Genomic DNA, 24,519 nt, shown 5'->3' on the forward strand with positions numbered 1-24,519 from the left:
ATGACAAAGCAAAAAAAAGAACGAGTAGATGTAATGCTTGTTGAACGCGGGTTATGTGAGACGCGTGAAAAGGCAAAGCGCTCGATTATGGCTGGTCTCGTGTTCTCAAACGAAATCCGCATTGATAAAGCAGGGGAAAAGATCGAAATCGATGCACCGCTGCAAGTAAAAGGTTCACAGTTAAAATATGTGTCACGAGGCGGATTGAAGCTGGAAAAGGCACTTGAAATTTTTGATCTATCTGTAGAAGGTAAGCTAATGCTTGATATCGGCTCTTCAACAGGCGGATTTACGGATTGTGCACTACAAAACGGTGCGCGTCACTGCTATGCACTGGATGTTGGATCAAACCAGCTTGCATGGAAAATCCGTTCAGATGAGCGTGTAACGGTTATGGAAAAAACAAATTTCCGTTACACAAAGCCGGAAGATTTAGTAGAAGGCTTACCAAGTTTCGCGACAATCGATGTTTCATTCATTTCGCTATCGTTGATTCTACCTGTATTAAAAACGGTTTTAGTGCAAGGTGGCGATGTTATGGCACTTGTAAAGCCGCAATTCGAAGCAGGTCGTGAAAATGTAGGGAAAAAAGGTATTGTACGGGAGCCGAAAGTCCATCTAGCTGTTTTGGAAGAAACAGCAAAAATGGCAACGGAAATCGGATTTGTCGTAAAGGATGCTTCGTTTTCACCAATAACGGGCGGGGAAGGGAATATTGAATTTTTATTCCACTTATATAATTCGCATGACGGTGAGGAAGTTGAAGCCTTCACAAACTTCGAACAAGTCGTAAAAGAAGCGCATATGCAGCTGAAATAATGGAAAGCACAAAACAGATTCTTATGGATTTGTTTTGTGCTTTTTTGTATTAAATCTATAGGTAGTACAAATGTTGGGCATTAACGGAAATTGATTGGAATGAAGGGTGGCAGACTCCAGCGGGAAAAGCGCGAGGGAGAGACTAGAGGCTCGAGCCGCGCCCGCGGAAAGCGTCCGCCCGAAATGGAAATCAATGGACCATGAAGAAGTCGTAATAAAAGTGTCTGTTTAAATAAAAAAGAATAATTTTTATGCGAAATTTGTAGCTGATTACTTACTTTTTTATGTAGAAAACAGTCGGAAAAAACGGATTTTTGAACATATGTACGGTTTTTTCTTGTTTTTCCTTTATGCAAATGGTAGTGTAAATATACATATATTCCTATACATTTTAATGAGGTGACTTTTGTGAACAAAGGACAGCGCCATATACGCATCCGTGATATTATTACAAATAACGAAATCGAGACACAGGACGATTTAGTCGATCAGCTGAAAAATGCCGGGTACAACGTCACTCAAGCAACGGTTTCACGAGATATTAAAGAACTGCATTTAGTTAAAGTACCGTTACAGGACGGTCGTTATAAATATAGTTTACCAGCAGACCAACGTTTCAACCCAATTCAAAAATTGCATCGTTCGTTGGCAGATGCTTTCGTTTCGATTGATGGAGCGTCGCACTTTTTAGTAATGAAAACGTTGCCAGGGAATGCGAATGCAATCGGTTCATTATTGGATCATCTGGACTGGTCGGAAATTTTAGGTACGATTTGTGGGGACGATACGATTTTAATCATGTGTCGAACAGAGGACGAACGTGAAGAAATAAAAAATCGCTTATTAGATATGCTGTAAACCGAGGTGGAATGGTTTGTTAAGAGAATTAAGCATTCGAAATTTTGCTATTATTGATGATTTAACCGTTAGTTTTTTCGGGGGTTTAACTGTTTTGACAGGTGAAACAGGTGCCGGAAAATCAATCATTATTGATGCGGTTAATATATTGGCTGGCGGACGCGGCTCAACCGAGTTTATCCGCCACGGAGAAAAAAAGGCGGAACTTGGCGGATTATTTCATGTGAATAATAGTCAGCATCCGATTTTTGCGAAACTCGAAGAACATGGGATTGAATCAGAAGAAGATACGATTATTTTAAGACGTGATTTGCATGATTCAGGAAAAAGCGTTTGCAGAGTGAACGGCAAACTTGTTCCATTATCTGTTTTACGTGATATTGGCGGCAGTTTAATCGACATTCATGGGCAACATGAAAATCAGGAGCTTATGGATGAAAAATTCCATATCAATTTACTGGATCATTATGCACATAATAAGCTTCAGCCGGTGAAAGCGAAATACGATGAAGCGTATGAAGCGTATCGTCAATTAAAAAGAGAAGTGGCTGAGCTAAGCATGGACGAGCAGCGAATGGCGCAGCGTATTGATTTATATCAATTCCAAATCCAGGAGCTGGAACAGGCAGGTTTGAAAATTGATGAAGAAGAGGCATTGGATGAAGAGCGACTTCGTTTAATGAATTTCCATAAAATATTTGAACGTGCGAACATTGCGTATTCAGCGATTTCCGATGATGGAACAGGACTGGATTTCATCGGTAATGCGATGAATGCACTGGAAGACATTGTAGCGCTCGATTCGAATTTCAAAGAGGCTTCAGAAGCGGTCACTTCGAGTTTTTATGCATTGCAGGATGCAGCATATCAGGTGAAAAATGTGCTCGATGATTTAGAGTATGACGCAGAGCGCTTAAATGAGGTCGAGCAGCGGCTTGCTTTATATCAAACTATGAAACGTAAATATGGTACGACAGTTGAAGAGATTTTAACGTATCATGAAAAAATCGAGGAAGAGTTAAGCCAGCTTATGAACCGTGATGAAACATTGCAGAAAAATGAGCAATTGCTGGCGAAAATGGAAGCAGATCTAAATGAAATTGCAAAAGAATTGACGACAATCCGCAAAGAAAATGCGATTAAGCTTAGTGATGCCATTATGAATGAGTTGCGTATGCTTCATATGGAAAAAGCGCAGTTTATCGTTAAATTCGAGCCACTGAATCAGCTGGACGCAAACGGCAAGGATTTTGTCGCATTCTACATTTCTACAAATGTTGGGGAACCACCGAAGTCGCTGCCTAAAGTCGCTTCCGGCGGGGAACTTTCACGTATGATGCTTGCGCTTAAAACCATTTTCTCTTCGTCAAATGGCATTACGTCCATTATTTTCGATGAGGTTGATACGGGTGTAAGCGGACGTGTCGCTCAGGCTATTGCCGAAAAAATTGCCGCAATTTCAGTTAATTCGCAAGTTCTATGTATTTCTCACTTGCCGCAAGTTGCCGCAATGGCAGATCATCATTACTACATTAAAAAGCAAGTTGAGCATAACCGTACATTTACTTCGATTACGGAAATGGAAGAAAAGGAACGAATTGTGGAAATTAGCCGCATGATGAGTGGGGCTGAAATTACAGACCTGACATTACAACATGCTTCAGAATTAATCCACATGGCCAATGAACGTAAGGAAATGATGAATTAAATATACAAAAACCGTCTAAAATTAATAAAAATTTTAGGCGGTTTTTTATTTTTTTAAACGTATAAGTTTCAAGGTCGCGAAGCAGCAGGGATTACAACGAATACATTCTAATTTTTCCTCATATCAACAAAATTTTTCCGTTCATAACTCCGTCAAATTTTCACATAGTAAGCGCATAGAGGAGGTGAAGGATGATTAAAAAATGGTCGATACTCGTTGCATTGCTTTTTATGTTATCACCAATAGAAGTATTGGGGAAATCATTAATTCCAATGGGCCATTCAATTGGCGTTCAGTTGGAGATGCCTTATGTAATGGTTGCACAGGACGTATTATTGGAAAATAGTGAGTGGTTGAAAAAGGGAGAACATATATTAAAACTTAATGGTGAAAAAGTAAGCCAGTTAGAAGACATTGCCGGCAAAGGCGAATCATTTACACTGACCGTTGAAAATGGAAAGCAACAACGAGAGATCAACGTATCAGCTCATGAACTGGTGCATTTAAAACCATTTTTAAAAAGTGAAACAGATGGAATAGGGACGTTAACGTACATCGATCCTGAAACGATGGAATACGGAGCGCTTGGACATCAAATTGTAGATTCTACAATGAAGCAGCCTCCGAAATTCAATGATGGTGCAATCTTTGAAGCATCAATCTCACAAGTGAAGAAAAGTACGCCTGGACAGCCAGGGTACAAAATTTCAGTTGTAGATAAATCACAAATGCCACTCGGTTCAGTAATAAGCAATGATGTATACGGTATTTTTGGTAATTGGAAACAATCATTACATGACAGTTTGCATCCGCCGATGGAAATTATACATGCAAATGAGTTAAAAAAGGGAAAAGCACAAATCTTAACGGCAATCGACGGGGAAGAAGTCAATTTGTTTGATATCGAAATTGACAAACAAACGGATAATACGTTTACTTTCAATGTCGTCGATAAACGTCTTATAAAGAAAACGGGCGGTATTGTTCAAGGGATGAGCGGAAGTCCTATAATACAGAATAACCAGTTCGTTGGTGCGGTAACGCATATGTTTATCGAAGAACCAACAAAAGGTGCCGGTATTCTTGTAATTGAAATGCTGAAAAAGAGCCCGTACTAAAAATACTTTAGACTATACTTTTTATTAAAGTGTAGTCTTTTTTTGATTTTTTCATTACAATAGTACATAATGATAAATCGACAAATGATGAACCATATATTTCCTTGTCGATAAACAGAGAAAAGATACTACTTGTTACTCATTTTTTATGAAAGAAAAGGAAATTTAGTAATTCTGTCGAAACTTCACTAAAGGACAATGCAAAATAAGAGAGATCGAAAGACAACTGTCGCTCATTTTTGTTACAATTGTATTACACAAGAAGTTTGGACATTTGTAAGAAAGCTCATACAATTTGCTATTGTAATGAATATATAAGAAATAGAATTATAAAAGGGGGATTTTGTTTGTCAAAGGTGAAAATTGCGATTGCTGATGATAATCGCGAATTAGTTAAAATGATGGAAGTGTATTTTACGAATCATCCGCAAATTGAAATTGTTGCAACAGCGTCTAACGGAAAAATCTGTATTAAAATGTTGGAAGAGCATAAAATCGATGTTCTGCTATTGGATATCATTATGCCTCATTTGGATGGATTGGCTGTCTTGGAAGAGATGTATAACGATGAGCGTCATACACAGACACAAGTCATTATGCTAACTGCTTTTGGCCAAGAAGATGTAATGAAGCAGGCTGTGAATTACGGTGCATCTTATTTCATGTTAAAGCCTTTTGAATTTGAGCAGCTTGTTCAAAAAATTCTGCATTGTGCAGGCAAGAAAGTCGAACAGGAAAAACGTGTACCGGTTTTATCAACGAGTACCCCTGCAAAAATGGACACACGCTTATTGGATACAACGATTACAGGCATCATTAAAGAGATTGGTGTACCTGCACATATAAAAGGATACGCTTACTTACGTGAAGCGATCCAGATGGTTTACAATGATATTGAGTTGCTAAGCTCAGTTACAAAAATTTTATATCCGGAAATCGCGAAGAAATTCGGGACAACCCCGTCACGTGTGGAACGTGCTATTCGCCATGCGATTGAAGTAGCCTGGAACCGAGGCAGCTATGAGAACATTTCGGAGTTGTTCGGCTATACCGTGCACCATATGAAATCAAAACCGACTAACTCGGAGTTCATTGCGATGATTGCGGATAAAATCCGCATTGAGATGGTAGCAAGCTAACAGTGATTTTCCAGGATTGATAGCGGACAAGCTATCGGAGAATGACGGGTAAAGTTATTATAAATAATGATATAACGAGATTAATAGCGGCTTCCAGGACAGTTGATTACGACTGTTTTGGGAGGCGTTTTTTCTATGGGATTAAGTCCGTTAATTAAAATAGATCGTTACATGCTCGATTGTCTATAGCGCAAAGGGATTATAAAAATAGAAGATGAGTTCGTATGATCAGTCGTTAAAACTTTTGTACGTTACTTATCGGATTCATTTAATATGGCGAAGTTCCGAAAGTAACATGGAGCATGTGTCCGTTCAATTGAGGAAAATAGAGGTACGTTCGAGGTGAGCATTTCGGAAAATCCTGTTTATTATACTCTATAAATTTTCGCTACAATTTTTCAAAACTAACTGATTAATCCTGCTCAATATCAGCGATTAGCATTAGTTTTAACGCCCGTTTACACTTGATATGCCAAATCAATCCTTTGGTTAGCTGCTTTTTAATGTCAACATTATTGGTATTTTTGATTAATATCCGTAATTTTTTAGTACGTACTTTATGGAGCCGTATATCGTCTAAACACTTTCTTCTCTCAAGCTCATCCAAGTTAGCACCTCATTTAGTTTGGTTAACATTACCATACCGAAGATACATTTACACTATAAATCTCATTCATATGCAGTAAAATATGGCTAGACAGATAGTTATCCGTCTCGAATCGCCTTAATTTATCACATGTATAAAATGGCGGTCCCAAAAGCTATATGAAATCAAAACCGACTAACTCAGAATTTATCATATTGATCGGACAAAATTCGTATTGAATTGGTAGCAAGTTAATCATTAGTTGAGTGCGTTTTGCCACGAAATCTTATTTTTATTACGAGAATATTACTTTATTAATTATGCCTTCTTAAACAGTTCCTTACGATAGTTTAAGAAGGCTTTTTTATGGCATTATGACATGCGATATCTTTATAACGTTCCAAAGGAATTATCCATCCTATCCGCTATAATTGAAATGTCTTCATCAACGAATATGAACGTATCCTTGATTATTACATAACTATCAATAGCTTGCGCTAGATGCTCATCGGTTTCCATTATTTCTTTCAAATCTTCACTAACATAGTAACAGTCTTCCGAACTATTATAAGAGCAGTCTTCTATCTCACTAATTCCGGCTTCTTTAAAGTATTCATCCATTTTCTTTAAAATTCTATATAATTTTTTATCGGAAAAATATTTATATTCACTTCCATCAAACATTTGAATATATAAATATTTGAACTTATATTCACTCCAAAGTTCATCCTCATTCATAAGGAACAGGAAAAGAAATCTTTCCTCTGCTTTATCATTTCTATAATAGATTTTTTCTGAATTCAACTCATAATTTTTAATCCTTTTTAGAAAAAGCCTTTTGTTATCAAGTACAATTACACTCATTTCATAATCATCCTTTTACATTCATTGGTAATTTATGAGTATTTTAACCTAAAAAGAGATTTTTTAGACTTTGTGAAACTATAATTTGAGTAAATCGTAAATCGTATTACGTGAATAAAAATATTTGTAATTAACGTTTAACAAAAAATAACAACGGGTAAAATTAGATAGCAAGGCTAAGAAATTCTTCGTCTTCGTTTTTACCTCCTTTCTTTGGATAATATGTTTGAAAACGTATTGTTCTATTTGTGTCTAGCTGGTGCTGGGCACTTTTTTTGTTGTCATAGGATTTTAATATTAATTTCACATTATTAATATAATTTCACAGTAGAATAGGGGGATAACAATAAGGAGCGATGATAAATGAAACGATGGAAATTCGTATTGATCCTTCTGGGCGTGCTGACGTTTTTTCTGCTAGTAAGATTTCCGCAAGATTTTGATGCGTCTCCTACGACAACGGCCAATTCTCCGGATGAGGTTGTAAAAAAATATAAAGAAGAATTACATGTTCAACGTGAGATATGCTATAACGATATATTACTGCTCGGTACATTAAGTAATACACAGCTTCAAACGATGGAAATTGAGCTTGAAAATTATTTAAATGAGCTGGGTACATTAAGAAACGAGATTATCGAAAATAATATTAACCATCAAAACCTAACCAATTCCATCGAACTAGATATTTTAATGATCAATCGTACACTTAGGGCTATTGAAACACGGGATGAAAAATATTTAAAAGACCTGTCAGATATGTATCATAATTTACTCCAATTCCAACGTTCACTATAATAATATATTATAGATGTTTATAACTTATGAGACAGATACTTTTCGGCTAATTTGAAGAACATGCTAAAAAACCTCCTTACAATCCAATTTTTAACTAAACAATTATCAGAAATATGTATATACTGTAATGTATGAGGAGGTGGAATGGCATGGTTATTCATGAAAATCACTTTTTTGAAATAATAAAAAATGAGGGGAAAATATATTTGCAAACCCGACAGCCAGGTTTTATGCTAAAAGACTTCGAAACGATTTTGCGCCAAAATCCTCGTATTAAATTAACGAATTTTGCATTATTAAAAGAGGGACTAAATGAAGTGACTGACACCCCGGTTGAAATCGGTAAATGGCTTCCATCGATTGTAATCGAAATTTCCCGAGATAAAATGTCAGCATCGCTTTTTGTATATGAGACAGCGGAGTATATAAAAGAAAATGTGCAATCCATACAAAAAAAGGTTCAGAAGCTTTTAGCTGAAGATAACATAACGTACGGTATTTTAAATGTGAAACTGGAATCGATTGTCACTGCGAAGGCAACATTGATTGCGCAAGGAACACCGCCTGTCAAAGGTGAAGATTCACAAATTACCTATTTAGAATTACCTGAGCGAAAACCGGTTATAAGAGAAGATGGCAAAGCGGATTATTATGATTTGAACTTTATTTATGAAATTGAAGAAGGCGCATGGCTTGGTGAGAAAATTCATGCACAATCAGGTATTCCGGGAATAAATATTTATGGGGAATCGATTCCTGCTCCTTTGGGGCGAGATTTGCCGTTGAATTATGACAAGAAATCGGCCTATGAAGTTGAAGAAGAGGGAAAAACGGTACTTCGCTCGAAAATAAGCGGGGTAGTTGAAGAACATCAAGGAATGGTGAGTGTGAATCAGCATTTACCAATTGACGGTGATGTCGGCATCGAAACCGGGAATATTGAATTTAATGGATCTGTCTCAATTAAAGGAACTGTCCAGCCAGGCTTTTCCGTTGTTGCAAATGGTGATATTTCAATCGAACATCCAGAAGGTGTATCCGGCGCAAAACTGATTAAGTCCCTTTACGGGGATATTTTTATTCGAGGAGGCATATTCGGTTTAGGCGAAACACTTGTAGAAGCTGCCGGAGATATATTCGTTAAACATGTAAATGATGCCCATTTAGTCGCAGGTCAAAATCTGAATATTGGATTTTATTCGTTAGGTTCAAATTTGACTGCACATTCCATTTTGGTTGATGAGCGGAAAGGGAAAATCATCGGTGGGACTGCAATCGCAAAAAGTACAATCGTTTCGGCGTTTACAGGAAACCGACTGGAAAGACCGACTGAATTAATCATTATTAGCATAAACAGAGCACAAAGTCTTGAGGTCATTCAATACAAGGCATCGCTGCTAAAATCAATGCATGAAGATATGGTGCAGCTTGAGGCACAAATAGAACGCATCCTTCCTGTTATACATACGTTAACACCACGACAATTGGCGGCATTGGAGCTCACAAAACAAAAGCTCGCTTCCAATAAAGAAACAGCGCAGAATTTAGATCGGGAAATTAAACAATTAATGAACGATTTACGCAAAGTTAGTAAAGCAGAGATTCATGTGACGAAAGAAGCATATCCTGGTACATATATACAGATTGGCAAAAAGTCCACTGTTTTGACGTCTATAACAAATGGACGATTTTTAATAGAAAATGGAGAGTTGAATGTATAATGAATAACATACCCATTTTTGCCCACCGAGGGGCATCAAGCTTTCACTTAGAAAATACGTTTGCTGCCTTTAAAAAAGCGAAAGAACTTGGGGCAGATGGCATTGAACTGGATCTCCAAGTTTCAAATGATGGAATTTTAGTGGTATTCCATGACAATGACTTAAAGAGACTGGCCGGTATTAATAAAATGGTCAATCAGTGTTCTTATGACGAGCTCATTCACTATAAATTAGGTCCGCGGTTTAAACGGCTGTTTCGTCGTGACCGGATGATTGCCTTTGCCGACGTACTGGAATGGGCGAATGCCGAAAATATTGCGTTGAATGTAGAGCTGAAAGAGTCGCTATTAACGAATGAGCATGTTCTGAAGGAATTACTGCAAACGATCAGCTTACCTGAAAACAGCCATTTCTCTTCATTCCATGATTCTCTGCTAAAGATTGTGAAAGAGATTCGCCCGGACATCGAGACGGCGTATATTATTACGAGAAAATTCTATTGGGCCACATTAGCGGAGCAAAATTTTTTCGATGCGATACATGCACATAAACGGTACTATAAAGATCAATATTTAGAGGCCTGTAAAACGGCTAATATCGGCATGCGTTTTTACGCAATCCAGGGAAATGAATCATTCTTAAAAACTCCCCATTCGATTGTAAAAGGGTGGATTACGGATTTTCCGCATTTAGTTCAGGAAGCCCAGAAAAATCGACAAGTTTGATTTTATTTAAATGAAATATGGAAGTGATTCCCTATTTACTTTTACCCTAATAATTTTGTGGAATGCCAGAATAACATTACTCTTCTTCATTGAAGAATTAACTGAATATACGAAAAAAATCAAATTTCCCTATAAAGAGAAATTTGATTTTTTGTTTTGTCTTTATTTCTGCCAGCGCTCCGATACTTTACCACGCTTGCGATCCCGGTACAGTAAAAACCCTGCAAAAAATAAAAATGAAACGGCAAAGAATATGGCACCGACGACGAATTGTAACCAAATCCAAGGAAATGGTGAAATTAAAATACCGAATAATGTGTCTCGCATAAATTTTATCCCGGCAGCCATTAAAATTGCGGGAATGACTAGTACGATAAATGCAGCCATACGTGCCATTTACAGACCTCCTTCAGACAAAAAACAGTAAATGAAACAATGTCTCAGATTATTTTTAGTATCACTTAATTTTACAATGCAGGCAGAGAAAGTCAATAATCGGGTATAGATTCATAGAATGGAAATATGGGATGAGTCCAATAAAACTTAAATTACTATATTGAAATAGTGTTTTCGAAAGTAATTTTGCGTGATTTTCAAATTTGATTTCGCGTAAAAATTGTCCGAATATTCTAATTTAAATCAAATTAAGGATTTCTAGTTGCATCCTTTTAGATTTATAAGTATTGTAAAAATAACGATAATAAAATTATACAAATTTAAGTATTTATTATCTTTAATTAACAGAAAATAATAATATACGAGAAAGTAAGCGCTTTCTTGAGTGGAGGGGTATAGTGTTATGGAAATTTTCAAGTACATGCAGAAATATGATTTTGAACAAGTAGTCTTTTGCCAAGATGAGGCATCGGGGTTAAAAGCGGTTATTGCTATTCATGATACAACATTGGGACCAGCTCTTGGGGGTTCGCGCATGTGGACATATGCCTCAGAGGAAGCAGCTATTGAAGATGCACTTCGTCTAGCACGCGGTATGACTTATAAAAATGCGGCGGCAGGCTTAAATTTAGGTGGCGGTAAAACAGTTATTATTGGAGATCCGTTCAAGGATAAAAATGAAGAAATGTTCCGTGCATTAGGACGTTTCATTCAAGGTTTGAATGGTCGATATATTACGGCAGAAGATGTCGGTACAACGGTTGCAGATATGGATTTAATTCATGAAGAAACAAATTATGTAACAGGTATTTCTCCGGCATTCGGCAGCTCTGGCAATCCTTCACCAATTACAGCGTATGGTGTATTTTTAGGGATGAAGGCAGCAGCGAAAGAAGCATTTGGAGATGACTCGCTGGCAGGCCGTAAAGTAGCAGTTCAAGGTCTTGGGAATGTTGCGTACACATTATGTGAATACTTGCATAAAGAAGGAGCGAAACTAATCGTAACTGACATTAATCAGCAAGCAATCGATCGTGTCGTTGCAGACTTTGGAGCAGTAGCTGTAGCACCTGATGAAATTTACGCACAAGATGTGGATATTTTCTCACCATGTGCTCTTGGCGCAATTGTCAATGATCAGACGATTCCGACATTCAAAGCGAAGGTTATTGCTGGATCTGCAAACAATCAGCTGGCAGAATCAAGACATGGTAAAGTACTGCATGATTTAGGGATTGTTTATGCACCGGATTATGTGATTAATGCAGGTGGGGTTATTAACGTAGCAGACGAGTTATACGGCTATAATCGCGAGCGTGCAATGAAGCGTGTAGAAACGATCTACACAAGCTTGGAAAAGATTTTTGCAATTTCAAAAGAAGAAGATATTCCAACATATTTAGCAGCAAACCGTTTGGCAGAAGAGCGTATTGCTCGTGTAGCAAAATCCCGCAGTCAGTTCCTTCAAAACGAAAAAAATATTTTAAACGGTCGCTAATACGCGATTACGAAAGAAGAAATTGATTTTGTAACTGGAAAAAGGGGTGTCGGTTATGGCGAAAGATTATGATGTCGTTATTTTAGGCGGAGGCACAGGCGGTTATGTAGCCGCGATTCGTGCGTCACAGCTCGGATTGAAAACGGCAATCGTCGAAAAAAATAAAATGGGGGGTACATGCCTGCATGCGGGCTGTATTCCAACTAAAGCATTGCTCCGAAGTGCGGAAGTATATGTGCAATCGAAAAAGGCACTTGATTTTGGGGTGGAAGTAAATGACGTCAAAATCGATTTTGAACGTGTCCAACAAAGAAAGGCTACCGTTGTAGATAAGCTTTACAAAGGTGTCCAGCACTTGATGAAAAAAGGAAAGATCGACGTATATGATGGTTTCGGCCGCATTTTAGGACCATCTATTTTCTCGCCGATGCCAGGTACGATTTCAGTGGAAATGAATGATGGCACAGAGAATGAAATGCTTGTGCCGCAAAACGTCATCATTGCGACGGGTTCTCGCCCTCGAACATTGGACGGATTGAAAGTTGATGGGAAAAAAGTATTCACATCAGATGAATTCCTGACAATCGAAAAGCTCCCGAAGTCAGCTATTATTATCGGTGGTGGCGTAATTGGTGTCGAATGGGCGTCAATGCTCACTGATTTCGATGTTGAAGTCACGATTATCGAGCTAGGTGATCGTTTGTTGCCGACTGAAGATGCAGCCATTTCCGCGGAGATGCTGAAATCTTTGAAAAAGCGCGGGGTGAATGTTCATTTCAATGTAAAACTTGATCCTTCCGCAATTGATACAAAGGAAAATGTATCACTACAAGTGAATGATGAAACCATTTCAGCGGAAGCACTTTTACTATCAGTTGGAAGGATAGCGAACACGTCAAACATCGGCTTGGAGAATACGGAAATCGAACTGGACAATGGATATATTTCAGTAAACGAACATTTCCAGACGAAAGAACGTCATATATATGCTATAGGAGATGTTATCGGTGGAATGCAGTTGGCACATGTTGCTTCACATGAAGGAATACGTGCTGTCGAGCATATTGCGGGACAGAATTCGATTCCACTGCATTATGCAAATATTGCACGAGGCGTCTACAGTAATCCGGAAGTCGCAAGTGTCGGCCTTACGGAAGAGCAAGCGAAAAACAACGGCTATAAAGTTGTGACAACAACATTCCCGTTTAAAGCGATCGGTAAAGCGATTGTGTATGGTGAAACAGCAGGCTTTGTGAAAGTAGTTGCCGATGAAAGTTCGAATGATGTTGTCGGCGTCCATTTAATCGGACCGCATGCAACGGATTTAATTTCTGAAGCTGCACTTGGCTTGTTTTTAAATGCCTCACCATGGGAAGTTGGACAGATGGTGCATTTGCATCCTTCGCTAAGCGAAATTATTGGGGAAGCCGCACTGGCGATTGAAGGCAAAGCAATTCATTTTTAACAGCGACAAGGGGGTATTTTATGACGGACACTAATATTACACATGAACAATTGGGATTAACGGATGAAGATGTACTGAAAATGTACGAAACAATGTTAATGGCACGCCGTATTGATGAGCGGATGTGGCTGTTAAACCGTGCAGGCAAAATACCATTTGTTATTTCATGCCAAGGACAGGAGGCGGCTCAAGTAGGTGCTGCCTTTGCCCTTGATCATACAAAGGATTATATTGCGCCGTACTATCGTGATATGGGGGTTGTCCTTCATTTTGGGATGACGGCTAAAGATTTAATGCTTTCGGCGTTTGCGAAAGCGGAAGATCCGAACTCTGGCGGGCGTCAAATGCCGGGGCACTTCGGGCAAAAGAAAAATCGTATACTTACGGGTTCTTCTCCTGTAACGACACAAGTACCGCACGCGGTCGGTGTTGCACTTGCAGGAAAAATGCAGCAAAAGGACTTTATCACATTTGTAACGCTCGGTGAAGGTTCGTCAAACCAAGGGGACTTCCATGAAGGAGCAAACTTTGCGGGTGTGCATAAATTGCCGGTTATTATCATGGTAGAAAACAACCAATATGCAATTTCTGTACCGGTTGAGCGCCAATTGGGCTGTGCACAAGTGTCAGACCGTGCAATCGGCTACGGGATGCCTGGTGTAACGGTAGACGGCAAAAATCCGCTGGAAGTATACAAAGTGGTGAAAGAAGCGGCTGATCGTGCACGTCGCGGTGAAGGGCCTTCACTGATCGAAACGGTTTCGTTCCGATTGACAGCCCATTCTTCGGATGATGATGATCGTCAATATCGTACAGCTGAGGATATTGCAGAAGGAAAAGCAAAAGACCCGATTATTTTATTTGAAACATACTTAAAAGACAACGGTATAGCGGATGATGCGCTATTGGAAGAAATGAACAAAAAAATTATGGATACTGTCAATGAAGCGACAGATTATGCAGAAAATGCAGCCTATGCCTCGCCAGAACATGCATTGCGTTTTGTGTATGCGGAAGGAGAAGATGCGTAATGCCGGTAATTTCTTATATTGATGCGATTAACTTAGCGATGAAAGAAGAAATGGAGCGAGATGACCGCGTCTTCGTATTAGGTGAAGATGTTGGGTTAAAAGGCGGCGTTTTCAAAGCGACAACAGGTCTGTATGACAAATTCGGCGAAGCACGTGTACTGGATACACCGTTAGCGGAAAGTGCGATTGCCGGTGTTGCAATCGGTGCAGCGATGTATGGCATGCGTCCGATTGCTGAAATGCAGTTTGCGGACTTTATTATGCCTGCTGTAAACCAGATTGTTTCGGAAGCGGCAAAAATTCGTTACCGCTCAAACAATGACTGGAGCTGTCCTTTAGTTGTGCGTGCTCCGTTTGGTGGGGGAATTCATGGTGCCCTTTATCACTCACAATCGGTTGAAGCGATGTTTGCAGGGACTCCTGGATTGAAGATTGTCATTCCGTCAACACCATATGATGCAAAAGGCCTGTTAAAAGCAGCCATTCGCGATCCGGATCCGGTACTGTTTTTCGAACATAAACGTGCATACCGTCTTATTAAAGGTGAAGTGCCGACAGATGATTATACATTGCCGATCGGAAAAGCCGATGTGAAGCGCGAAGGTGATGATGTAACCGTCATTACGTACGGTCTTGCAGTACATTTTGCATTGCAGGCAGCAGAACGCCTGGCAAAAGACGGCATCGAAACGCACATTTTAGATTTGCGTACCGTTTACCCGTTAGATCAAGAAGCCATTATTGAAGCAGCAAGAAAAACAGGGAAAATCCTTCTTATCACAGAGGACAATAAAGAAGGCAGCATTATAAGTGAAGTGGCGGCCATCATTGGAGAGCATTGCCTATTTGAACTGGATGCACCGATCAAGCGTCTCGCGGGACCGGATGTACCTGCAATGCCATACGCACCAACAATGGAAAAGTTCTTCATGATTAATCCCGACAAAGTAGAAAAGGCAATTCGCGAACTCGCTGAATTCTAGTTAATAGAATAAGGGACAGAATATTTAAGCTACAATTTTGTAGAGAAAAGAGTTGATTGGAATGGAAGGGAGGCGAGTGATCGTGCTGACGGTTTCACCTTTCGCACTGCTAAAACACAAGCTGACGGCTAGCGCCTTTCGCTACAAGATTTTCTCTGTGACGAAAGCGTAAGCGACAGTCACAAGCAAGCTTCCTGCGGGAACAGCCTGTGGGAGAGACTACAGGCTCGAGCCGGGCCCGCGGAAAGCGTCCTCCCTGAAATGGAAATCAACTCATATATTTTGAGATGCCCTTATTTAATTCAAGTATCTATATTTGGCTTGCAACTTTTTTGAAATTAAGCCTATTAGTTAAAGGGGGATTGTTTAATGACAATTCAAAATATCGTCATGCCGCAACTTGGAGAAAGTGTGACAGAAGGTAAGATTGAACGCTGGCTTGTCCAAGTGGGAGACAAAGTAAATAAATATGATCCATTAGCAGAAGTAACAACAGATAAAGTTAATGCCGAAATCCCTTCTTCGTTTGCAGGGGTAATTACAGAATTAATCGCAAACGAAGGCGAAACATTGCCGGTAGGCGCAGTTGTATGCGCGATTGAAGTGGAAGGCTCAGAAATGCCGCCAGCACCAGTAGAAAAAAGCTCGAATGTCAGCTCGGCAATTCTAAATGCCGGCCCACAGAAAAAAGAAGAAGAAAAACCAGCAGCAAAAAAAGAAGACAAACCGGTGCGCACAGAACGCAAGCCTGGTCGTTTTTCACCTGCAGTTTTAGCATTGGCCAATGAACACGATGTCGACTTGGCCCAAATTACCGGCACAGGTGTCGGCAATCGGATCACAAGAAAAGATGTTGAAGCCTATGTTGCTGCGGGTAAGCCGACAAGTCAGGATATTTCGAATGACGAACAACCAACAGCATTCGCGGAGCCAAAACAAGAATCGTCTTCGCAAGAGTCAGCACAAGGCTCTACACAAGAACCGGTATCGTCGCCTCAGCCGAAACAGGAAATCCCTGTTGCTGCTGGAGATATTGAAATTCCGGTTACGCAAGTCCGTAAAGCAATTGCGAAAAATATGCTGCGTAGCGCACATGAAATTCCGCATGCATGGATGATGATGGAAGTCGATGTGACAGAGCTTGTTGAATACCGTGACAGCATAAAAGAAGATTTCAAGAAAAAAGAAGGCTTCAACCTGACGTATTTTGCATTTTTCCTAAAAGCGGTCTCCCAGGCGCTAAAAGAATTCCCGATCATCAACTCTGTATGGGCGGAAGATAAAATTATTCAAAAGAAAGATATTAATTTATCGATTGCTGTAGCTACTGATGATGCACTATTCGTGCCGGTTATCAAAAATGTCGATGAAAAATCGATTAAAGGCATCGCGAAGGAAATTCATGAATATGCACATCTTGTACGCAACGGAAAACTGAAATTGGAACATATGCAAGGTGGTACATTTACAGTCAACAATACCGGATCATTTGGTTCTGTTCAGTCGATGGGCATTATCAATCATCCACAGGCAGCAATTTTGCAGGTGGAAAGTATTGTAAAAAGACCTGTAATAGTACAGGGTAATATGATTGCTCCACGCTCTATGGTAAATTTATGTTTATCTTTAGATCATAGAATTTTAGATGGCATGATTTGTGGTAAATTCTTATCTCGTGTGAAAGAAATTCTCGAAAATGTCGATAAACAGAAGATGTCAGTCTACTAAAAATGCCGTGAAAGCCTGTAAAATAAGGCTTTCACGTTTTTTTTCTCTTTATTGTCAGAACATTCTCGTGTAAACTATAGTACAGAAATATAACAAGGGGGGAAGCTACTTAGCGACCACATGTCAATGAATATGAAAGAGATCGAATTTCAAACAGCTAGCTATGAGCAGTGGAAGGAAGAAGCGGTAAAAGCATTAAAAGGAAAACCGTTTGAATCCTTATTTACAAAGACAATTGAAAATATCACGCTTGACCCACTTTATACAGAAGAAAGCTTAATCGAAAAATTGGGAGACCAACTGGAGAAACAAGTATCAACAATCCGTTCTTTAACAAAACAGACGAGCTTCACTGTTGCACAGCAAATCGCCGGCAATGATGCAGCCAGCTTTTTTGCCAATATCGAGGATAGCTTATCACGCGGCAATGAAATGATTACAATCAACAGCCCGGTTGCATTTGACTGGTCTGAACAAGACAGCGAAAAACTCGCTTCTTATTTATCGGAAAATTCATTTAAATTTATCGTCGCTTCTGCTGAAGATGCAGTGCTGGATGTATTCAAATATATTGACGAAGCTAAACGTAAAGACGTTGTAGGCTATATTGTTTCACCTGAAACATTAGAATTAGCTGACTATCCAAACGTCCGCACGTTTTGTGCAAATACGATTCCATTCCATAATGATGGCGCTAATGCGGTTCAAGAGCTTGCTATTGCGCTTGCGCAAGCAGCTAAACTTGCGAATACGGCTGAAGATTTTAAAGCATTTGAACAGAAGTTTTTCGTACAGTTCGCTGTCGATACGCAATTCTTTGCAGAAGTAGCAAAACTTCGTGCATTCAAAGTATTATGGAAAGCGTTTGCTTCAGCATTCGGCAATGAAGCAAGCGCTGTCCCGGTCGTAGTGGAAACTTCGGTACGCAGCTTCTCGAAATATGATGTTTATGTAAACTTATTACGTGCAGGCAATGAAGCGTTCTCAGCGGCAATCGGCGGTGCAGATGTTATTACGGTACATCCGCATGATGCATTGACAGGTGTATCAGGGCAATCGATCCGTATTGCGCGCAATGTTTCCCTTGTTACGAAAGAAGAGTCACATGTAACTAATGTCATCGATCCATCAGGCGGTTCGTACTTTATCGAATCACTAACAGCTGACTATGTAAAAGAAGCATGGGCACTGTTTTTGGAAATCGAAATTGCTGGCGGATTGGAAGCATACGGTATCAATGCTCAAATTGAGGAAGTGTATCAGGCGCGCATGAAGCAAGTGGAGACACGCAAGCATTCACTAATCGGTACGAACATTTATGCAAACCCGCAAGATACAGTAGCAACACCTGAAAATGCTCAATTTGCAGGTGTAAAACGTCTTGCCATTCCATTTGAAAACTTACGTGCCACTTATGCACAAACTGGAATCAAGGCAGCAATCTTAACATTCGGCGAACTGAAAAACTACAAGCCGCGTGCAGATTTTGTACAAGGATACTTTGCGACAGCGGGTGTTGTAGCATATCAAACAGCAGGCTTCCAAACAATTGAAGATGCAACAACTTGGCTTGCAAGTGCCGACTATGACTATGTAGTCGTAGCAGCAACGGATGAAGATACAAAAGCCATTGTTCCGGCATTACTAGAAAACAAAAAACAAACGGTTGTATTGGATGCAGCAGGTAAATATAAAGAAGATGAAGCGGCGTGGACTGCAAATGGCTTAAACGGCTTTATTTATGCAGGTCAGAACATCGCCCGCAAGCTGTCGGATGTCGTAATGAGCGTGAAGGGGGTACAACAATGAGTAAAGCAAATTTCGCAACGGTTGTCATTGAAGATGTATTAAAACAAGAGCAACTTACTTCTACAGGCTCGTACGTGACAAATGAAGGCATTGAAGTGAATTCGGTTTACAATAAAGAAGATATTCAAGACGCAAAACATTTGAATGATGTGGCTGGTATTGCACCAAATACACGTGGTCCATATCCGACAATGTATGTAGCGCGTCCATGGACAGTGCGTCAATATGCAGGTTTCTCGACTGCGGAAGAATCAAATGCCTTTTACCGTCGTAACTTGGCAATGGGTCAAAAAGGGCTTTCAGTCGCATTTGACCTGGCAACACACCGCGGTTATGACTCGGATCACCCTCGTGTAACAGGGGATGTCGGAAAAGCCGGCGTTGCGATCGATTCAGTAGAAGATGCAAAAATTTTATTCGACGGCATTCCACTTGATCAAATGTCGGTATCGATGACGATGAACGGTGCAGTATTACCGATTCTTGCGTTTTACATCGTTGCAGCTGAAGAACAAGGAGTATCGCCTGATAAATTGGCCGGTACGATCCAAAACGACATTTTAAAAGAATATATGGTACGTAACACATATATTTATCCACCGGCAATGTCGATGAAAATTATTGCAGACATTTTTGAATATACCGCGAAATTCATGCCGAAATTCAATTCGATTTCTATTTCGGGTTACCATATTCAAGAAGCGGGTGCGACAAATGATATCGAGCTTGCGTATACATTGGCTGACGGTCTTGAATATGTACGGACTGGTTTAAAAGCTGGCATTGACATTGATGCATTTGCACCGCGTTTATCGTTCTTCTGGGCGATTGGCATGAACTATTACATGGAAGTTGCGAAAATGCGTGCAGCTCGCCGTATTTGGGCACAAATGATGTCTACATTCAAACCGAAAAACTCGAAGGCTCTTGCATTGCGTACACACTCGCAAACATCAGGCTGGAGTTTAACGGAACAAGATCCATTCAATAACGTAACACGTACATTGATCGAAGCGAACGCGGCTGCAATGGGCCATACACAGTCGCTTCATACGAACGCACTGGACGAAGCAATTGCTTTACCGACGGACTTCTCGGCTCGAATTGCACGTAATACACAGCTATTCCTGCAAGAAGAAACAGGAATGACTAAAGTAATCGATCCATGGGGCGGCTCGTACTATGTTGAAAAGCTGACAGAAGAGCTGACAGAAAAAGCATGGGCATTAATCGAAGAAATCGAAGCTCTTGGCGGAATGGCGAAAGCGATTGAGACAGGACTTCCAAAAATGAAAGTTGAGGAAGCAGCGGCTAAACGTCAGGCGAAAATCGATTCAAAAACAGAGACGATTGTCGGCGTAAACAAATACCGCCTTGCAGAAGAAGATCCAATCGACATTTTGGATATCGACAATGCGATCGTACGCGAATCACAAATTGCTCGTCTTGAAAAAATGAAGGCTACACGTGATGAAGTGGAAGTACAAAAACATTTAGCACGTTTAACAAAAGCGGCTGAAGACGGCTCTGAAAACTTATTAGTTGTTGCAGTGGATGCAGCAAGAGCACGTGCATCATTAGGTGAAATTTCGGATGCGATTGAAGCAGTATCTGGCCGTCATAAAGCGGTTATCCGTTCAATTTCTGGTGTCTACTCTGCAAACTTCTCGGATGATGAAATGATTTCTGAAGTGAAGCAAATGACAGAAGACTTCCTGGAAGCAGAAGGTCGCCGTCCACGTATTTTAGTGGCGAAGATGGGACAAGACGGACATGACCGTGGTGCGAAGGTTGTTGCAACTGGTTATGCGGACTTAGGTTTCGATGTCGATATTTCTCCGTTGTTCATGACACCGGAAGAAACTGCACAAATGGCAAATGAAAACGATGTACACTGTATCGGAGTATCTTCTTTAGCAGCAGGTCATAAAACATTAGTGCCTGAACTTGTAGCTGAATTGAAGAAATTAGGTCGCGAGGACATTATCGTCATTTGCGGCGGGGTAATCCCGGCTCAAGACTATGAGTTCCTGTATGAAGCAGGTGCTGCGGCGATCTTCGGGCCAGGTACTGTGATTCCAGTATCGGCGATCCGCATTATAGAAGAAATTTATAAAAAGTTAGGTTATGAGGAAGTGGCAGAGTAGTGATGCCACAAGACGAGAAAAGCGCTTTATTTGTCATGGATGGTGTGAAGGGTGGTCATGATGGTATGAGCTATTCAAACCCGAAAAGGTTCCGGAAAAAAAAGCAGGAAGCACTTGATCTACAGACGCTGGCTGGCGAAGTACGTGCGGGTAACCGTACTTCGCTCGCAAAAGCGATTACGCTCATTGAAAGCTCGAACAATGCCCATAAGGAAGAAGCACAGAAGCTGCTGCAGGAGCTGTTGCCTTATACGGGCAATTCAATCCGTATTGGCATCACCGGTGTACCGGGTGCGGGGAAAAGTTCGTTTATCGAAGCATTCGGTACGATGCTGTGCAAAATGGGCAAGCGCGTTGCGGTTCTTGCAATCGACCCGAGCTCTTCGCTTTCAGGCGGCAGTATTTTAGGGGACAAAACACGAATGGAAGAACTGGTACGCCAGGAAAATGCCTTTGTCCGTCCATCACCGAGTGCCGGTACATTAGGCGGTGTCCATAAAAAGTCCCGCGAAACGATGCTGTTATGTGAAGCGGCAGGCTATGACGTCATTTTGATTGAAACAGTCGGTGTCGGTCAGAGTGAAACGTATGTGCGCGGCATGGTCGACTTCTTCCTGCTGCTAGTCTTAACAGGTGCGGGAGATGAGCTTCAAGGGATGAAGAAGGGCATTATGGAGCTTGCAGACGGCATTATCGTTCATAAAGCGGACGGTGACAATATGCGCCCTGCACGCCGGACAATGCAGGAATACAAGCAGATCCTTCATTTCCTTCAGCCATCGACTCCTGGATGGCTCAGTACGTCACTGACCGTATCGTCCCTTGAAAAAACGGGGCTCGACAAAGTATGGGATATGCTGATGGAATTTGAGCAGACGATTAAGCAATCGAATTATTGGACGACACGTCGCCATGAACAAACGCGCGACTGGTTCCATACAATGATTACCGATCATTTAATAGATTCGTTCTATAAAAATCCGGAACGCAAAAAGCAGGTCCGGACACTTGAGGAAGAAATATTGCATGGCCAACTGACGGTTACACAAGGTGTTAATGCACTATTTGGCGAAAAAGATGAAAATAAATGAATGATAATCAACAGTCTTTGCACATCTTTCGTAACCTTGCTATGATAAAAAGGAACATAGAAAGGGGCTAAAAAGCTTATGAACATGGATTATGATTTATTTATGCAACAAATTACAACGACTGCACGTGCAGAGATGGAAGCAGCAGGTTATGAACAACTGCGCACTCCGGAAGATGTGGAAGCAGCGTTTGCTCGTAAAGGAACAACTCTTGTTATGGTGAATTCTGTATGTGGTTGTGCTGGCGGTATTGCACGTCCAGCAGCAACACATGCTGTACATTACGATAAACGTCCTGACCATTTAGTAACAGTATTTGCTGGTCAAGATAAAGAGGCAACAGCAGCTGCACGTTATTATTTCGGTGAAGATCACATCCCATCATCACCATCATTCATTTTATTGAAAGATGGACAAGTTGTAGGAGAAGTTGGCCGCTTCGAAATCGAAGGACATGACCCAATGAGTGTTGTAACAAACCTTCAAGGGCACTTCGAGGAAAACTGCGAAGAAATCTAATACTACTAGAGTTATTGTGTAACGGGTGCGTATTGAACGTACCCGCTGCACAGCTATAACGGGGGAGTTCAACCGATATGAAGAAATTTTCAATCGGCTATCGTACTTTAAAAACAGCCATTGGTGCTGCTGTTGCGATAGCAATTGCCCAATATTTTGATTTGCAGTTTTTCACGGCAGCTGGTATTCTGACGATTTTAAGCATTCAACCAACAAAACGTAAATCTCTCCATGCAGTGTACACCCGTATTGTTTCAACATTTATCGGGATTACTTATGCATTTATATTTTTCGAAATATTCGGTTATTCGCCGATTGTTTTAGGGGTTGTTATGATTCTTTTCATTCCGACAATCGTTTCACTAAAGGTTGTGGAAGGGTTTATCTCAAGTTCGGTGATTATGATGCACATTTATTTGACCGGCAATTTTACGGTCGATCTGCTAATTAATGAATTTTACTTAATGGCAATCGGTTATGGGGTTGGTTTAGTCGTAAATATGTACATGCCGGATATCCAGCAGGGCCTGTATTACCACCGCGAAAAATTGGAGTCGTTATTGAAGAAAATTCTTGCAGAAATTGCAGGGTATCTAAGAGATGGCGATACATTATGGGACGGTCACGAACTGATTGAGATGGCGAAAGTGGTCGAGGCAGGAAAAGCGCTGGCATTCCAAGATGTTGAAAACCACGTGACTCGTAAAGAAAATACATTTTATCTGTATTTTGATATGCGTGAAAGACAGCTGGAAATTATAGAGCGCGTGTTGCCGAAAATTACGACACTGCCGGTAATGACAGAGCAGGCTACATTAATTGCAGCCTTCATGGAAGACTTGAGCGAACATGTCCATTCAGGAAATACGGCAAGCCGCTTTTTGGAAAAACTCGACAAAGTAAAAGAAGAGTTCGCCAAAATGCCATTGCCAAATGATCACGAAACATTCCTCGCAATGGCTGCGTTGTACCAGTTCATCGAAGAAATGGATGAATACCTGGTCATCAAGCAATCGTTCAAGGGGATGAAATAAAACGGAACATGATGGGATGGCAACTTTTGATTTAAATGCAAATTGATTGGAATGAAGGGGAGGCGACTCCAGCGGGAACAGCCCGAGGGAGAGCAATAGGAAGAAAAGCTAAGAACGCCACGTCCTGTGGCAACGCTTTTGTGACCAACATCGTGTTGGCCTCGGGCCCGCGGAAAGCGTCCGACCCGGAATGGAAATCAACTTCAGAAACCGGATGAATTAAAAAAAATGGATGCATAAACATCCATTACATAATTGCTGCGACACCCATTGCAACAGTTGAGATTAACATGATAACAACCATTGAATAAACGACTATTTTTTGAAACTTTTTGTTGCTCATTCTTTTCGCTCCTTCAATATGAACTAGTACTAGTTTATCAAATTTGAAGGAATTCTCAAGTACAATAGATTTTACATTTTCGGAATTTTAAAAAATTCTTTATCGGGAGTAGCAAACACCCATTAAAAAAGCCTCGAAC

At 40.5% G+C, this 24,519-nt stretch carries 22 protein-coding genes; 18 read left to right on the forward strand and 4 right to left on the reverse strand.

Going from position 1 to position 24,519, the window contains the following annotated elements; genetic code table 11:
* The 5 genes from M3166_RS02600 (at nucleotide 1) to spo0A (ending at nucleotide 5,642) form a co-directional block, all read left to right on the forward strand.
* The gene (locus M3166_RS02600; RefSeq protein ID WP_251687062.1) at nucleotides 1–819 is read left to right on the forward strand and encodes a TlyA family RNA methyltransferase; all 819 of its coding nucleotides are present in this window, start codon (nucleotides 1–3) and stop codon (nucleotides 817–819) included.
* A gap of 408 nt (nucleotides 820–1,227) precedes the next feature.
* Nucleotides 1,228–1,677, forward strand: a complete 450-nt coding sequence (ahrC, locus tag M3166_RS02605; protein WP_079527588.1) for a transcriptional regulator AhrC/ArgR — start codon at nucleotides 1,228–1,230, stop codon at nucleotides 1,675–1,677.
* A gap of 16 nt (nucleotides 1,678–1,693) precedes the next feature.
* The gene (recN, locus tag M3166_RS02610; protein WP_251687064.1) at nucleotides 1,694–3,385 is read left to right on the forward strand and encodes a DNA repair protein RecN; all 1,692 of its coding nucleotides are present in this window, start codon (nucleotides 1,694–1,696) and stop codon (nucleotides 3,383–3,385) included.
* Between the two features lie 191 nt (nucleotides 3,386–3,576).
* On the forward strand, nucleotides 3,577–4,503 hold the full coding sequence (locus tag M3166_RS02615; RefSeq protein WP_251687066.1) for a SpoIVB peptidase S55 domain-containing protein: 927 nt from the start codon (nucleotides 3,577–3,579) through the stop codon (nucleotides 4,501–4,503).
* Nucleotides 4,504–4,850: 347 nt separating this feature from the next.
* Complete coding sequence (gene spo0A, locus M3166_RS02620) at nucleotides 4,851–5,642, forward strand: sporulation transcription factor Spo0A (protein WP_251687068.1); 792 nt, start codon at nucleotides 4,851–4,853, stop codon at nucleotides 5,640–5,642.
* Nucleotides 5,643–6,054: 412 nt separating this feature from the next.
* Here spo0A and M3166_RS02625 read toward each other — a convergent pair whose 3' ends face one another.
* Both M3166_RS02625 and M3166_RS02630 read right to left on the reverse strand, forming a co-directional pair.
* Nucleotides 6,055–6,249 (reverse strand): hypothetical protein, encoded by a 195-nt coding sequence (locus tag M3166_RS02625; RefSeq protein WP_251687070.1) that lies wholly within the window; start codon nucleotides 6,247–6,249, stop codon nucleotides 6,055–6,057.
* A 369-nt stretch (nucleotides 6,250–6,618) separates the two neighbouring features.
* On the reverse strand, nucleotides 6,619–7,092 hold the full coding sequence (locus M3166_RS02630; protein WP_251687072.1) for a DNA polymerase III subunit alpha: 474 nt from the start codon (nucleotides 7,090–7,092) through the stop codon (nucleotides 6,619–6,621).
* Between the two features lie 363 nt (nucleotides 7,093–7,455).
* Here M3166_RS02630 and M3166_RS02635 point away from each other — a divergent pair, with 363 nt between their 5' ends.
* The 3 genes from M3166_RS02635 to M3166_RS02645 all read left to right on the forward strand — a co-directional run bounded on the left by M3166_RS02635 (nucleotide 7,456) and on the right by M3166_RS02645 (nucleotide 10,336).
* Nucleotides 7,456–7,890: a hypothetical protein gene (locus M3166_RS02635; RefSeq protein WP_251687074.1), complete on the forward strand. Its 435-nt coding sequence runs from the start codon at nucleotides 7,456–7,458 to the stop codon at nucleotides 7,888–7,890.
* Nucleotides 7,891–8,096: 206 nt separating this feature from the next.
* Nucleotides 8,097–9,611 (forward strand): DUF342 domain-containing protein, encoded by a 1,515-nt coding sequence (locus tag M3166_RS02640; protein WP_251687076.1) that lies wholly within the window; start codon nucleotides 8,097–8,099, stop codon nucleotides 9,609–9,611.
* Entirely contained in the window at nucleotides 9,611–10,336 is a 726-nt protein-coding gene (locus tag M3166_RS02645) for a glycerophosphodiester phosphodiesterase (RefSeq protein WP_251687078.1), read from the forward strand. Before M3166_RS02640 ends, M3166_RS02645 begins: the two co-directional genes overlap by 1 nt.
* A gap of 162 nt (nucleotides 10,337–10,498) precedes the next feature.
* On the opposite strand, the gene M3166_RS02650 is transcribed toward M3166_RS02645, so the two are convergent.
* Nucleotides 10,499–10,732, reverse strand: coding sequence for a DUF2627 domain-containing protein (locus tag M3166_RS02650; protein WP_251687080.1), 234 nt, complete (start codon nucleotides 10,730–10,732; stop codon nucleotides 10,499–10,501).
* A gap of 403 nt (nucleotides 10,733–11,135) precedes the next feature.
* Between M3166_RS02650 and M3166_RS02655 the strand changes: the two genes are divergently transcribed.
* From M3166_RS02655 to M3166_RS02700, 10 genes are all read left to right on the forward strand, one after another.
* A complete protein-coding gene (locus M3166_RS02655) occupies nucleotides 11,136–12,230 on the forward strand; it encodes a Leu/Phe/Val dehydrogenase (RefSeq protein WP_251687082.1) in 1,095 nt (364 codons plus the stop codon).
* A 55-nt stretch (nucleotides 12,231–12,285) separates the two neighbouring features.
* Nucleotides 12,286–13,695, forward strand: coding sequence for a dihydrolipoyl dehydrogenase (gene lpdA / locus M3166_RS02660; RefSeq protein WP_251687084.1), 1,410 nt, complete (start codon nucleotides 12,286–12,288; stop codon nucleotides 13,693–13,695).
* A 20-nt stretch (nucleotides 13,696–13,715) separates the two neighbouring features.
* The gene (locus M3166_RS02665; protein WP_079527564.1) at nucleotides 13,716–14,726 is read left to right on the forward strand and encodes a thiamine pyrophosphate-dependent dehydrogenase E1 component subunit alpha; all 1,011 of its coding nucleotides are present in this window, start codon (nucleotides 13,716–13,718) and stop codon (nucleotides 14,724–14,726) included.
* Nucleotides 14,726–15,709 carry an alpha-ketoacid dehydrogenase subunit beta gene (locus tag M3166_RS02670; protein WP_251687086.1) on the forward strand — a complete coding sequence of 328 codons (984 nt, stop codon included), beginning with the start codon at nucleotides 14,726–14,728 and terminating at the stop codon, nucleotides 15,707–15,709. The genes M3166_RS02665 and M3166_RS02670 overlap by 1 nt, the downstream gene beginning before the upstream one ends.
* Before the next feature lie 369 nt (nucleotides 15,710–16,078).
* A complete protein-coding gene (locus M3166_RS02675; protein WP_251687088.1) occupies nucleotides 16,079–17,437 on the forward strand; it encodes a dihydrolipoamide acetyltransferase family protein in 1,359 nt (452 codons plus the stop codon).
* Between the two features lie 126 nt (nucleotides 17,438–17,563).
* Nucleotides 17,564–19,246: a methylmalonyl-CoA mutase family protein gene (locus M3166_RS02680; protein WP_353056547.1), complete on the forward strand. Its 1,683-nt coding sequence runs from the start codon at nucleotides 17,564–17,566 to the stop codon at nucleotides 19,244–19,246.
* On the forward strand, nucleotides 19,243–21,393 hold the full coding sequence (gene scpA, locus M3166_RS02685) for a methylmalonyl-CoA mutase (RefSeq protein ID WP_251687092.1): 2,151 nt from the start codon (nucleotides 19,243–19,245) through the stop codon (nucleotides 21,391–21,393). The genes M3166_RS02680 and scpA overlap by 4 nt, the downstream gene beginning before the upstream one ends.
* A gap of 2 nt (nucleotides 21,394–21,395) precedes the next feature.
* Nucleotides 21,396–22,484, forward strand: a complete 1,089-nt coding sequence (gene meaB / locus M3166_RS02690; protein WP_251689995.1) for a methylmalonyl Co-A mutase-associated GTPase MeaB — start codon at nucleotides 21,396–21,398, stop codon at nucleotides 22,482–22,484.
* 78 nt (nucleotides 22,485–22,562) lie between these two features.
* Nucleotides 22,563–23,003, forward strand: coding sequence for a BrxA/BrxB family bacilliredoxin (locus M3166_RS02695; protein ID WP_251687094.1), 441 nt, complete (start codon nucleotides 22,563–22,565; stop codon nucleotides 23,001–23,003).
* A gap of 77 nt (nucleotides 23,004–23,080) precedes the next feature.
* Nucleotides 23,081–24,037, forward strand: coding sequence for an aromatic acid exporter family protein (locus M3166_RS02700; protein WP_251687096.1), 957 nt, complete (start codon nucleotides 23,081–23,083; stop codon nucleotides 24,035–24,037).
* A 247-nt stretch (nucleotides 24,038–24,284) separates the two neighbouring features.
* Here M3166_RS02700 and prli42 read toward each other — a convergent pair whose 3' ends face one another.
* Entirely contained in the window at nucleotides 24,285–24,380 is a 96-nt protein-coding gene (gene prli42, locus M3166_RS02705; protein ID WP_008404197.1) for a stressosome-associated protein Prli42, read from the reverse strand.
* Nucleotides 24,381–24,519 lie beyond the last annotated feature (139 nt).

Source organism: Solibacillus isronensis (assembly GCF_023715405.1).
In the GTDB taxonomy this organism is placed as follows: domain Bacteria; phylum Bacillota; class Bacilli; order Bacillales_A; family Planococcaceae; genus Solibacillus; species Solibacillus isronensis_B.